The 13,329-nt window shown below is 39.2% G+C and carries 11 protein-coding genes and 3 pseudogenes; 7 read left to right on the forward strand and 7 right to left on the reverse strand.

All coding sequences use genetic code 11. The features are described from left to right. Positions 1-26 precede the first annotated feature (26 nt). Complete coding sequence (locus GKR74_RS11130) at positions 27-824, reverse strand: class I SAM-dependent methyltransferase (RefSeq protein WP_154603616.1); 798 nt, start codon at positions 822-824, stop codon at positions 27-29. 227 nt (positions 825-1,051) lie between these two features. Between GKR74_RS11130 and GKR74_RS11135 the strand changes: the two genes are divergently transcribed. Continuing rightward, positions 1,052-1,396: a DMT family protein gene (locus GKR74_RS11135; RefSeq protein ID WP_154603617.1), complete on the forward strand. Its 345-nt coding sequence runs from the start codon at positions 1,052-1,054 to the stop codon at positions 1,394-1,396. 70 nt (positions 1,397-1,466) lie between these two features. Here GKR74_RS11135 and GKR74_RS11140 read toward each other — a convergent pair whose 3' ends face one another. Beyond that, positions 1,467-2,618 carry a pyridoxal phosphate-dependent aminotransferase gene (locus tag GKR74_RS11140; RefSeq protein WP_154603618.1) on the reverse strand — a complete coding sequence of 384 codons (1,152 nt, stop codon included), beginning with the start codon at positions 2,616-2,618 and terminating at the stop codon, positions 1,467-1,469. 277 nt (positions 2,619-2,895) lie between these two features. On the opposite strand from GKR74_RS11140, the gene GKR74_RS11145 reads away from it, so the two are divergent. Then, entirely contained in the window at positions 2,896-3,405 is a 510-nt protein-coding gene (locus GKR74_RS11145; protein WP_154603619.1) for a DUF1543 domain-containing protein, read from the forward strand. Positions 3,406-3,473: 68 nt separating this feature from the next. Here GKR74_RS11145 and GKR74_RS11150 read toward each other — a convergent pair whose 3' ends face one another. Continuing rightward, positions 3,474-3,821 (reverse strand): hypothetical protein, encoded by a 348-nt coding sequence (locus GKR74_RS11150; protein ID WP_154603620.1) that lies wholly within the window; start codon positions 3,819-3,821, stop codon positions 3,474-3,476. 338 nt (positions 3,822-4,159) lie between these two features. On the opposite strand from GKR74_RS11150, the gene GKR74_RS11155 reads away from it, so the two are divergent. Next, complete coding sequence (locus tag GKR74_RS11155) at positions 4,160-4,531, forward strand: hypothetical protein (RefSeq protein WP_154603621.1); 372 nt, start codon at positions 4,160-4,162, stop codon at positions 4,529-4,531. A 298-nt stretch (positions 4,532-4,829) separates the two neighbouring features. Here the strand turns inward: GKR74_RS11155 and GKR74_RS11160 are convergent, their stop codons facing one another. Beyond that, a complete protein-coding gene (locus GKR74_RS11160) occupies positions 4,830-5,078 on the reverse strand; it encodes a DinI-like family protein (protein WP_154603622.1) in 249 nt (82 codons plus the stop codon). 662 nt (positions 5,079-5,740) lie between these two features. Here GKR74_RS11160 and GKR74_RS11165 point away from each other — a divergent pair. After that, a complete protein-coding gene (locus GKR74_RS11165; RefSeq protein ID WP_154603623.1) occupies positions 5,741-7,198 on the forward strand; it encodes an alanine/glycine:cation symporter family protein in 1,458 nt (485 codons plus the stop codon). A 205-nt stretch (positions 7,199-7,403) separates the two neighbouring features. Next, a pseudogene (gene yddG / locus GKR74_RS11170) lies at positions 7,404-8,327 on the forward strand (aromatic amino acid DMT transporter YddG). A 48-nt stretch (positions 8,328-8,375) separates the two neighbouring features. Here the strand turns inward: yddG and brnQ are convergent. The 3 genes and pseudogenes from brnQ to GKR74_RS11185 all read right to left on the reverse strand — a co-directional run. Continuing rightward, positions 8,376-9,707 carry a branched-chain amino acid transport system II carrier protein gene (gene brnQ / locus GKR74_RS11175; RefSeq protein WP_154603625.1) on the reverse strand — a complete coding sequence of 444 codons (1,332 nt, stop codon included), beginning with the start codon at positions 9,705-9,707 and terminating at the stop codon, positions 8,376-8,378. A 219-nt stretch (positions 9,708-9,926) separates the two neighbouring features. Further along, a complete protein-coding gene (gene yidA / locus GKR74_RS11180; protein ID WP_154603626.1) occupies positions 9,927-10,736 on the reverse strand; it encodes a sugar-phosphatase in 810 nt (269 codons plus the stop codon). A 180-nt stretch (positions 10,737-10,916) separates the two neighbouring features. Beyond that, a pseudogene (locus GKR74_RS11185) lies at positions 10,917-11,285 on the reverse strand (helix-turn-helix domain-containing protein); the annotation flags it as partial. Positions 11,286-11,542: 257 nt separating this feature from the next. Between GKR74_RS11185 and mgrB the strand changes: the two are divergent. Together mgrB and GKR74_RS11195 are read left to right on the forward strand one after the other, a co-directional pair. Beyond that, a pseudogene (mgrB, locus tag GKR74_RS18040) lies at positions 11,543-11,707 on the forward strand (PhoP/PhoQ regulator MgrB). Between the two features lie 153 nt (positions 11,708-11,860). Continuing rightward, the gene (locus GKR74_RS11195; protein ID WP_154603628.1) at positions 11,861-13,225 is read left to right on the forward strand and encodes an amino acid permease; all 1,365 of its coding nucleotides are present in this window, start codon (positions 11,861-11,863) and stop codon (positions 13,223-13,225) included. Positions 13,226-13,329: the final 104 nt, after the last annotated feature.

Here is a 13,329-nt window from a genome sequence, read left to right on the forward strand (position 1 = left end):
TGTATTATCAACTCTGCCTTATGATCTTATGGTTTTATTGCCAGTGTCGCTAGGAATGTCGGTAAGAAATTATCGATAACAAAACGAGGATTCGGCTGCCAATCTTCTTGAAAACCTGCAATGTTAAAGCCCGCCTGTATTTGCCCACCAATTAAGTCAGTCAGTGAATGACCAAAGACAAACGCTTCTTGCTTCGCTTGTTTTAACGCCATTTTTTCTTGAGATAAATGATCTAATTCTGAAAATGGCATGGTATATCGAGGTCGAATAATGGTATTTTCAGCAGAACTTTTTTCTTTATCATCCATAAATTCTCTATCACCAACAAATACGACAGGGTTAAAAAAACTTGAGAGCAATCGACCTTGCGGTTTAAGTACCCGAAAGCATTCTTGCCATACAGGATTAACATCAGGAATATATAAGTTTGAAATTGGGTGAAAAATAATATCAAATGAATTGTCTTCAAACATAGGGAGATGACGCATATCTCCTTGAATTGTCGTCAATGTTAAATTATCCCGCTTAGCCACCATGCTGTCCTGTTCTAACTGTTTTTCTGACAAATCAAATACTGTCACGATGGCACCCGCAGCGGCCAGGACAGGCGCTTGCTGTCCACCGGCAGAAGCTAAACAGAGAATTTTTTTCCCTTTTACGTTACCAAGCCAAGCTTTATTTAATGGGGTTGGCGTTAGATGAATTTCCCAATTTCCTCTTTTTGCTTCTTCAATTGTTTGGCTGTCAACCGGAGTAGACCAAGGTTGTTGAGATGCAGCTTGTTGATCCCATGCCTTTTGATTTGCAATGATAAAATCCGTCATAAAGTGTACCTCTAAATACATTAATTGAGTTCATTGTAGTCGCGGTGAGATTAAAGTAAATAATAAAATGTACCTATAAGTACAATTTATTTTCCTGCTGGGAAAAAATGCAAGCTATTTAGTTGGTTATACGTGAGAGTAATAATGAACAAGTATGGGAAGATGGTTGAATTTAGGGGGAGTTATTCGCATAATATATGCATATTTGAACTTGCCATTGGCTTATCATGCTTGCAAAATTTTATCCTGTCATCTTATTGGTTATTTCCAATGTATTTATGATGTTCGCTTGGTATGGGCATCTAAAATTTACGAATAAGCCATTATATATTGTCATATTCTTTAGTTGGTTAATTGCATTTGTAGAATATTGCTTCGCGGTACCTGCAAATCGCTTAGGGCATCAATATTACAGCGCTGCTGAATTGAAAACGATGCAGGAAGTGATTACGTTATGTGTATTTGTTGGGTTCTCTGTGCTTTATCTCGGTGAGAGTTTTACAATAAACCATATTATTGGCTTTATTCTTATTTTTGCAGGCGCATTTTTTATTTTTAAAGGCCCTTTTTAGTTATCAGCATCTTCTACTTTATAGAGAATGGTAGGGTAGAAGATGCTTGGTAAAGAAGGGGGGTTTTTACTTACACCCAACCTTTTTGACGAAATTCTTTAAGTACCGCAACGAACTGTTCCATTTCTTGTGGGGTACCTAAGGTTAAACGGTTCCAGCCCATAACAGGTGGAAACTCTCTGCCAACCATAATATTGGCCTCTTTCATGCGCTGTTTATAGGTTTTCACATCGCCTTTTACTTTGTGGAAAATAAAGTTAGCTTGTGATGGCGCATATTCTAAGCCTAATTCATTGAGCGCAGTTTCAACGATTTTACGCGAAAGATTGTTAGATTTAAGGCTATATTCTAAGAATTTCTTATCTTTCAATGAAGCAATGGCAGCGACTGCACCCGCAGTATTGGTGTTATCAATCGAGATAAACTCATCGACTGCTTCAATGATTTCTGGGGTAGCAATACCGTATCCCACTCGCAAACCTGCTAATGCGTAAATCTTCGAGAAAGTCCGTGTCACGATCAGGTTTTTTTGTCCTGCTTTGACTAATTCGATTGCGCTCACAAATTGTGGATCTTCAACAAACTCGGCGTAGGCTTCATCAACAATAAAAAATTGTTTGTCTGAAACTTTTTTCATCCAGCTATCGAGCGGAGTATGTGGCGTTATCATTGCCGTTGGATTATTTGGATTACAGATATAGATAATGGATAAACCGTCGAAATCATTAGCGATTTGCTCCATTTTTTTCAGGTCAAAACTCAAATCTGATTTTAATGGAACTTTAGTAATTTCTACACCGAGTGGGAGTGCATAGAGTTCAGCATAGTTAAATGTAGGATCTGGGGTAACAAGCTGAATTTTTATGCCTTCTTTTCTTGCCTTATTTGCGAGCATGGCGACAGCCGCCTGAATGGTTTCTGATGAACCATTTCCGAGGGTCACATTCTTGCTGTCTAGGCTATGCAGTGTACCAATATTGCCGATAAGTTCGGAGCGCGCATCATCAGGATAACGGAATGAACCTGGTAAGGCTTCGATGACCGCTTTTTGTGCATTAGGTGACATTCCCAATGAGTTCTCATTGAAATTGAGTAATAACGGATGTTGAGCATTCGGTTTGACGAGGGCGTTAGTATTTGCACTTGCTTGATTTAAAACTGAATTTAGTGCTAAGCCACCAGCAACAAGTGAGGTTGATTTTAGAAATGAACGACGATCCATAATGAGTCCCTGAAATATATTTATTTTGTGTGATTAGATTACTAGAAATAATTCAGTTGTAAATAAATATATAGTTAAAGTGATTTTTTATTCATTTTGTTATGTTTGTAAGGAGTGTTTTTAGATGGGGTTAATTTTTAAATTTATATAATTATTTGATTTTAAATAGTAATTTAGTTTAATGGTTATTTTTTGCAATAATGTTAATTATTGCACGTTGAATTGATATGGTTATATATTAAAATATACAGCGATAACTAATCACAGAGAGATAATAATGAAGCTATTTATGTTTTATGTTGGTGGTAATGCCGGAAAATCCAATATTGAAGTACATGATGTGCAGTTTGCCGCAGTCAACACACCAGAAGAAGCTTGGCCATTATTGCGAGATGCTTGGTTTGGGGATAAAGATAAAATCCATGTGGATGGGTATGCAGATATCAATTGGGCAGATGGATTCGACATCAGTTTGAGCAAAGAACCATCAGACAGTGAATACAAACTCTATTTTATCAATGTAGGCGGATATATTTCATCTACACTTGCAGAGCTGCATGAGTTTGATCTGTTTGTGGCAAAAAATGCCCAAGAAGCTAAACAAAAAGCAATTAGCCAACTTTTAGTTAATAGCCAGCAACAGCATAAAGATAATTTAAAAGATGTCGATGATTGTTTATTGCTACAAAAAATTGGTGAATATTATATTCATCTAAATAAAAATAAGAATGGAAATAAATATCAAGCATTATGGCAAGGATATTTACCAATAGGTATAAATAGCTAATTTTTAGTTAATACGTAATAGCCAGCATTATTAAAGATATTACTGGCTATTATTATACAGAGTAAAATTTATTGGACTTCCTGTGTGGCTAAGCTTGGTGAGATTTCAACCACTGCCACTTTCACCATGTATTTTTTGTTATTCTCACCTTTTGGCACTTCCGCTGTAATTTTCTTTAACGCCTCTTCTGGTTGAGTGGTTTGTACAGCTGTGGAGTATTGCATCATGCCTTGATGGCGCCCCATGTATTGCCCACGGTAGTTACCATCGCATGGTCTATCATACTGAGCTTGGTTAGATCCATTACACCAACTTCCATTGCCATTTCGGTGATAACCATTACCATGATAAGCAAATGTAGAGAAACTCACCGCTAATAAACTACCGACTAAAATAAGTGATTTAAAATTTTTCATTTTGATTCTCCTCTTTATTTATTATCAGTTTGTCATTGTGGTTTTTTATTTCAATCTGATTTACCTAAATATAGGAGGGTTTCATATTTCAAACACAGTTATTCATTATTTCTTCACACTGATAAATATTTGTTAAATAAATTGTGGTCGTATTATAAAGACTGAGAGTCAATATTATATAAATCATAAAATTTTAAATGTAAAACAAATTCATTTTTATTTTGTCAATTAGATGGAGCTTTTTGTGCGGCATGAATATCGAGATACTTATTATTGACAGGGGAAAGGTGTTAACATGATCGATAAGCCCATAAGTGTAGTATGAGAAGGATTTGAGATTGAAACGTATAAAAAGCAAGCTACTGATAGTGATTTTATTGGCGTTAGGCGTATTTGCTTATCAGTTTTATACAACAATCGGTGATAGCGATGTCACCAAGCAAGCTGAAAAGCTTATCGAGAACAAGTTAAGTTCAGGAAGCCCTTTGACTTTTGATGATGTCAAAATTGTTCTGAAAAGCGAATTCAAAGAAGGTGAAAGTTACCGAGTCTGTGGTTTTTATCAAACCCGTGAGCAAAGTGATAAATTACCATTTGTTGCTAGCGTCAGTGTACAAGGTGGAAAATTCTCTGAGCATCATCAATTGATTACTAGTGATACACCGGAACTACGCACTGCCATTGTGTCATTATGTGAAAAATCGCAGTAGTTTTCTCTGCGAGATTGACGGAATATCTGAGAACTCAATTCAGGCGTTCGCCTAAATTTCCCCTATAAAAAAAGCCAGTAATAGATACTGGCTGCTATAAATTAGCAAAAGCAATGTAAATGAAAATTCGTTATATACATTATCATATAACGCTTAAAAGAAAAGGACTTTTATACAAAGTTGACTAACATCATCATTAACTATGATCTTGATCAGGGTTTGAAATAGGGAGAAGGGTGAGAGCGATGAGTTCCAGCCTAGCGGTTATCGCGAGAGGCTGGAAAATAGGGCTAGAGTATTATGCTTTTAACCAGTGACCATGACGGAAAACATCTTCAACCAGTTCATGAAGAACGATATGCGCTTCTTTATCATCATGGAAGCCTTTGGTATTGAAGGTGGTTGCACCACTGTCATGTGTAATGAAAAGGTTACTACCTGGGTATACTTCTAAAACTCTGGCGTGCAATTCAGCAGTGAACGCGTCATAGGATTTTTCAGAGAGCGTTGAGACTAAATCGTCAGAAACTTTGATGTGGATTTCCATATATTACCCTTTGATGTAGAAAGCAAATTAGCGATAAGTGTATTGGTATCATAAAACATTAGCAATAATCTTATTATGATGATTGCAAAATGATTATTTTGATCTGAAATAGGTTTAATCGGTAGATTTAAAATAAGTAAATATAATTCAGTAAAGACGTATCAAACTATATTTAATATTTATCTTCAATGGTTATTCAAAAGAGTAATAATTAAAAGCCATCAATTAGTTATTCAATTTAAAAAGTACGGAAATATTATTTTAATTAAATACGCTTTCAGTTAATTAAATTTAATATTTTTTTACTTATAATTGTAAATTCTGGTTAAAAATTGGCATGTTTTTAATCAATTGATTGAGATTGTTCTTAAAGTAGTCAATAAATCTGTATCATTTTGTTTTAACTGCTATTTAGTTTCATTTTTTTATTCTGACTTACATGATTTTTCGCTGTCTTAAGTATTAAATAGGCTGAGAGCCAGAAAAAAATTTACAGAGAAAGTAAAAAAAATATAATTCATGGGTCTTGTTTAATAACATTGATTATTCATGATGAACCATCATGGTTTATATTTTTATGTTTTTAATTACTTAAATAATATGGAGCTAAATAACTCACCAACTAATACCTCTATTAGTGGATATAATAAAAGGAGCATAATTTGATAGAATTTATAAACTCAATCAGCAATCTTATTTGGGGCTCGTTATTAATTTATTTATTACTGGGAGCCGGTTTATATTTTACAATACGATCTAAATTTATTCAGTTCAGGCATTTTGGTCACATGTTCGGAGTACTGAAAAATAGCACTCAATCGGACAGTTCAGGTATTTCTTCATTCCAAGCATTATGTACCAGCCTAGCGGCTCGAGTCGGTACTGGAAATCTAACGGGTGTTGCTATCGCGATTACAGCAGGCGGCCCCGGCGCTATATTCTGGATGTGGGTCGTTGCATTACTAGGAATGGCAACGTCATTTGTTGAATGCACATTAGCGCAGCTTTATAAAACCAAAGATGACCAAGGTAACTATCGCGGCGGGCCTTCTTATTATATGGAGAAAGGCTTAAAACAACGCTGGATGGGTGTACTGTTCTCTATCTTATTAATCATTGCATTTGGTTTGGTTTTTAATGCAGTTCAAGCGAACTCCATTGCACAAGCAACTGCTGTGGCATTTGATTTTAACCCACTCTATGTTGGAATCGCCTTAGTGATCCTCAGTGGCATCATTATTTTTGGTGGATTAAGATCAATTGCTAAAGTTGCCGAATTTGTTGTGCCAATTATGGCTGTTGCTTATTTAGTGCTGGCTTTCTGGGTAGTTGGTCAAAATATTGAGCGTTTACCGGATGTCTTTATGCTGATTTTCCGTAGCGCCTTTGGTTTACAGGAAGCCGCAGGCGGCGCCATTGGTTATGGTATCGCTCAAGCGATGACGCAAGGCATTCAGCGCGGATTATTCTCGAATGAAGCCGGAATGGGTTCTGCACCAAATGCCGCGGCGTCTGCGTCACCTTATCCACCGCATCCAGCTTCCCAAGGCTACGTGCAAATGTTGGGTGTATTCATGGATACCATTGTGATCTGTAGCGCTACAGCCATTATTATTTTGGCTTCTGGCGTGTTAGATGGTCCAGTGGGTAAAATCAATGGTATTGAGCTGACTCAGCTAGCTTTATCTTCTGCGGTGGGCAGTTGGGGGAGTATCTTCGTTGCGATTGCAATTTTCTTCTTTGCCTTTACATCAATCATTGCCAACTATGCTTATGCAGAAAGCAATATGATTTTCTTGGAAAATAACCATACAGCCGGGCTGTTTATTTTCCGCTTAGCAACATTGGGGATGGTGATGTTCGGGGCACTCGGTGAAATGCCACTGATTTGGAAGCTTGCAGATGTTTCGATGGGATTAATGGCAATTACCAACTTGATTGCCATCCTCTTGTTGTCCGGTGTGGCATTCAAACTCGCGAAAGATTACAACCAGCAATTAGGCGCTGGAAAAATTCCAACATTTGATATTAATGAACATCCAGAGCTGAAAAAACAGCTCAATGAAGGAATTTGGGAAAAAGAGTCAGTTGAGCAGTGGGTTAAGAACGAAGCCCATTAGTTTTGCAGCCGCTGATCGCTGTTGGCTGCAATTGACCACAGTTGAAAGAAAATAGAAGGCGCTTAGATTTGTTTCTAGGCGCCTTTTTTATTCTTCATTCTCTGGTCAATAAATATAAAAAACTTGCTTTATTGCCTTTAGAGCGTAAGGTTTTGGAGGAAAATAATAACCAAGATAAATATGAAATAAGGTGTTGATCAGGAAGATGAAACTCGGACGATATGCAGCAACATTTTACGGGGTCGTATCCATTTTATTGTGGAGCACGATGGTAGGCCTTGTTCGCAGTACGAGCGAAAACTTTGGTCCTATTGGTGGTGCGGCACTGATCTATTCGATAGGCAGCCTGGTTTTGGTTGTTGTAATGGGATTACCGAAAATTCATCTTTTCCCTAGACGCTATTTATTTTGGGGGGCATTTTTATTTGTTAGCTATGAAATCTGCTTTATTTTAGCGCTAGGGCTTGCCAATAATCGTCAGCAAGCCATTGAGCTGGGGATGGTGAATTACTTATGGCCGAGCTTCACAATTGCGTTAGCGGTTTTATTTAATCGGCAGCGTTTTAGCCTATTACTGATTATTGGGCTTATTTTAGCGTTTGCAGGTTTATTGTGGGTTATCTCTGGGGATCAACCTTTGTCCCTAAATGCGATTCTTTCAAATATTCAAAGCAACCCGCTTAGCTACGCTTTAGCCTTTGTTGGTGCACTGCTGTGGGCTTTTTATAGCAATATTACGAAACGAATGTCGAATGGCTGCAATGGTATGGTGCTGTTTTTTATCATGACATCGGTCGGATTGTGGATCTTATTTATCTTCTCGACGCCAGCGCCATTTAATATCAATGTGAATAGTGTCAGTTTGTTATTTGTCACAGCCATTGCAACCGGTGGGGCAAATGCGCTTTGGACTGTGGCAATCATTAAAGGCAATGTGGCTTTTCTTGGGACATTGTCCTATTTCACTCCAGTGATCTCTACGGCATTCTCTTCAATGTTATTGAGCACCGCATTAACTCTGGGCTTCTGGCAAGGTGTCTTGATGGTAACCATAGGGTCAATCACTTGTTTTATTGCCACAAGGCGCTGAGTTAAATTTTGGGGGGTGCGTGCTCATGCTAAAAAATAAAAGCCGAATGTCAGCGATATGCCAACATTCGGCTTTTAAATATCAAAATTAAGCTAAGTTTTGCTCAGCAATAGGCTCGCTTTTTGCGGTCAATTTGCCGATAAACATCGAGATAATAAACGCGATAATTCCAGGGATTAACCACCCCATACCTTGCTCAAACAGCGGTAAGTAGGTGATCAGGTTTGCTTTTACCGTCTCATTAAGCAGTTTCATATTATTGAGCGTATCAAACAAACTCATCAGAACCACGACAGCAATGGTGATCCCATAAGTGACTCGAGGAGCAGCCATAAACTTGCGCGCAAATTGCAGGAACACGATAGTGACCGATGAAGGATAAATCATCAGCAGCGCCGGAATGGTGACGCGCAATAAGGTGTCGAGACCAAACGTGGACACGACGGTGGTTAGCATTGTGAAGAAAACCACCCAGAAGCGATAACCTAAACGGTGATGGAAAGTCGCAAAGTAATCCGCACAGGCGCTGGTCACACCCACTAACGTGGTCATGCTTGCCAGTAATACAATTCCGCACATGATCCACGTACCGACTGCACCAAACAGGACATCGACGTAACGAGAGAAGATCTGTCCGCCATTGGTGGCTGTATTCGCCACTTGTTCACTGGTCGCCCCTAAATAGAACAGGCAGATATACAACGCCGCGAGTAAGCTTACTGAAATTAAACCCGCTTTAATGGTGATAGTTGCGACTTGGCGTGGTTCAGTGATCTGTTTCGATGCTAATGCGCGCGCTACAATCCCACCAAACGCCATCGCAGACAGTACATCCATAGTTTGATAGCCATCAATCACGCCGCCAAAGAAGGCAAACTCAGCATACTGTTTAACAGGGGGATTCATGTCAGAAAGCGGGTTAATGACCACGGCAATTCCCACAACCACTAACAAAATAAGTAACGCTGGAGTCATAAATTTACCAATCGCGCTGATCATGGTGCCTTGCTTCAACATGAAGAACATCGAGGTACAGTTAAAAATGAGTGCGAAAGTGAGATGCGAGAATGTACTTTTTTCAACAAAGCCTAATGGTAAAAAGCCCATTTCAAACGCGGTATTCGTTACCCTTGGCATCGCAAATGTGGAGCCGACGATTAAGTAGAGTGCAACCCAAAAAATGACGGCAACCCATTTGGGTAAATCAACAGACAGCTTTTCACCACGCCCTTTTACTGCAACCGTTACCAAGGTTAGGAAAGGTAACAGAACACCGGTGATCAGAAAGCCTAATGAGGTATCAAACCAGTCTGTCCCTGATTGATAGCCAGCCATGGGTGGAAAGATGATATTTCCCGCGCCTAGAAATAAGGCGAATACCATCATCCCCAGAATTAACATATCTTTAGTCGAAAACATTTTACTACCTGTTAGTGATGTGGGTTTTATTGTACTTATAGTTGAATGACAATTTTTGAAAGAGGCAGATAGTATCAAATTTGGAAGAGTAAGTAAGGTGAAGGATAAAATAGTTCTAAAAGGAGTGCAGGAGATGGATATGCCAGAATGAGGATGTCTAGGCATATCCCGTTAAATTGTATTTTGGTCTAGAGATTTGAACTCTAAATTAACCTCTCACTAGATAATAAATTTGTTTATTGCGACAGCAACGCCATCACAATCGTTGGTATCGGTGACAAATTTCACTATTTCACGAATATGTGGTGCAGCATTTCCCATTGCAACCGAAACACTCGAATACTGTAGCATGGCAACATCATTATTTTGGTCACCGATGCTCATGACTTTGTCTGGCGTGAGGGATAATTTTTCACATAACACTTTCAGCGCAGAGCCTTTGCTTGCATCCTTATTCGAAACTTCGAGGAAATAAGGGCTGGTTTTGATTAGCGAATAGTTTTCAAAGGTATTTTCAGGAATATAGCTAATACCCACATCCAGTTTCTCAGGATGGTCAATAATCATGATTTTGGTAAAACTGAGCGAGCTATCCATTTCGTTAACGGGGCAATAGACCAGAGGTGTATTGGTGAAATAGGCATCATGAATGGTATAGCGGCTAATATGGCGATTAGCGGTGAACATGGTGTTATCCGCAAGGGCGTGCATATGGACCCCCACGTTGTTAGCCAGATCAGCAAAATATTGATAATCTTCAAAATCTAACAGATTTTCATACAGGTGGCTGCCATCATTGGCTTGATGGATCACGCTGCCATTGTTACTGATGCAGTAGTTGCTGGCAGTATCTAATCCAAGTTCTTGAAGGTAAGGTAAAATGCCAGAATAGGGGCGACCTGAGGCAAGGACAATTCGCACACCTTGTTTGTGCGCGCGGGTAATGGATTCTTTCACTGCGGGAGAAATTTGGTGCTGCGAATTGAGTAACGTGCCATCTAAATCAATGGCGACCAGTTTGATTGACATCAATGCCTCCTAAAATAGAACTTTTACACGTACCTTACTCTGATTATCGAGAATGTAAATTATCTAAGAGGGCAACGAATAAGTTGCTCAGTAAAAAGGATGAGAATGCCCATGTTTTATCGCATTAAAACTGAAAAAATGCAGGTTAATGCGCGTAAAACAAATTCACTCATCATCCGGGGTTAGGTGTAATGGCTCTTTTACATCCAAATGAATTTGGTCATTTTGACGGAAATCAAACGGTGTAATGCCATATTCTTTGCGGAACATATAGGTAAAATGAGATTGCGAGCCGAAGCCAAAATCTAACGCAATATCAAAAATGCTTTGGCTGCTATTTCTTAATAAATATACGGCGCCAGCCAGTCGACGTTGACGGATATATTTTCCTAAGGATATCCCTGTGACTTCCTTAAAGATTTTTTGCATATGCCAAAGGGAATACCCAGAATAGGCAGCGAGTTCTTCCAAGTGGATGACTCGACCTAAATGCTCTTCAATCCATTTACTTAGAGCATTAACAAGTGCTACGTGGTTATCTTGTGCCATCTCAAATTCATTCTTATTTTACGGTAACTGAAGTATACACAACTTCATTTCACCATGACAAAGGTTGGTTGTACGGTATTACTAATTTATGTATAAAAATCACACAACAATAGCCAGTTATTTATCAAGAGCTGCAAAAATAAACAATTGTTTTCTTGAAAACGATGAATAGCCCATTTTACGCAACTAAAGACGGTAATATCGATTAATATTGCCAGATGATGTGACTATTAAGAACCCCATTATCTATGCGAAATATGCTATTAATCATCAGCATTGTAATTATTTGTGCTTTTTTATACCTCTTAGCGATGAATAATCTCTGCGATCAGGGTGGGGATGACTTTCAACTCGGCGTTTGCCGCGTGACGGGTTTGTTACCATTTTGAGTTTGCATTTTGCAACGTCTTACTGGATATTAGTTTGTCATTATTTGGAAACATTAGAAGACAGGCAGAAAGCCAGCTTTACAGTGGTGTAATTGCGAGTGGAGTTCATGCAAAAATTCAAATAAACTTGCGTGATTATCACAACTGTGGACGATAACAAAAAGCTAGAGGACGAAGGGTAAAGATATGGCGCAACAGACGTTAAAGCGCGGATTGAAAAACAGGCATATTCAGTTAATTGCCTTGGGGGGCGCTGTCGGTACAGGGCTATTTTTAGGGATAGCAACCACTATCCAAATGGCAGGTCCGTCGGTATTACTCGGGTATGCATTGTGTGGATTTATCGCTTTTCTGATCATGCGTCAGTTAGGTGAAATGATTGTTCAAGAGCCTGTTGCAGGGTCATTTAGCCATTTCGCATTCAAATATTGGGGCGGTTTTGCCGGATTCCTCTCGGGTTGGAACTACTGGGTGATGTTTATCCTCGTGGGGATGACTGAACTGACTGCGGCGGGTAAATATATGCAGCATTGGTGGCCTGAGTTACCTATTTGGGTTTCGGCGCTGGTGTTTTTTATTGCAGTTAATGCGATTAACCTGATTAATGTTCGCTCCTACGGGGAAACAGAGTTTTGGTTTGCGCTGATCAAAGTTGTTGCGGTTATCGCGATGATTTTATTTGGCTGTTACTTGCTGTTTAGTGGCCATGGCGGCCCTCAAGCCAAAGTAAGTAACTTGTGGGAATACGGCGGCTTCTTTGCCAAAGGCTATAACGGGCTATTGGTTGCGCTGGCGATTATTATGTTCTCATTTGGTGGACTGGAGTTAGTCGGGATCACCGCAGCAGAAGCGGAAGATCCAGATAAAAGCATTCCAAAAGCCATCAACCAAGTAGTTTACCGTATCTTAATATTCTATATCGGCTCATTGGCGGTATTACTGGCGCTGTATCCATGGGTACAACTGGATGGTAAAACTAGCCCATTCGTACTGATTTTCCATGAGTTGGGTGACTTGCTTGTTGCCAACGCATTGAACGTGGTGATTTTGATTGCTGCGCTGTCGGTTTATAACAGTGGTGCTTATTGTACTAGCCGCATGCTGTATGGTTTAGCACAACAAGGTAACGCACCGCGCTTTATGGCAAAAGTGAATAAAGGCGGCGTGCCTGTAATGGCGCTAATTATTTCAGGTATCGCGACTTCTGGCGGGATCTTGATTAACTTTGTGATGGAAGGCAAGGCGTTTGAATTACTGATGTCCTTAGTGGTAACAACGCTGGTGCTAAACTGGATTATGATTTGTGTTTCTAACTTGAAGTTTAGAGCCGCGATGAATAAACAGGGCATTGAAACGAAGTTTAAGAGTATTTGGTATCCGTTTGGTAACTATCTATGTTTAGCGTTCTTGTCGCTGATCTTGATTATTATTCTGACAATGGATGGGTTACGCGTTTCTGTACTGATTATGCCTCTCTGGGTCGCGGTTCTGTGGGTTGGTTATCAATTCTCAGGCGCCAAAAAACAAGGTATAGAGAGCAAGGCTGCATAAGTAAAAAGTCTTGATAAATAAAAAACAAAAAACCGGTAAGATGTTTAATCTACCGGTTTTTTTATGCGCTTATTTTCTGTTAAATCAGTTCTGCTAAATCAGTT

This window comes from Providencia sp. wls1914 (genome assembly GCF_009706645.1).
GTDB classification, from domain to species: domain Bacteria; phylum Pseudomonadota; class Gammaproteobacteria; order Enterobacterales; family Enterobacteriaceae; genus Providencia; species Providencia zhijiangensis.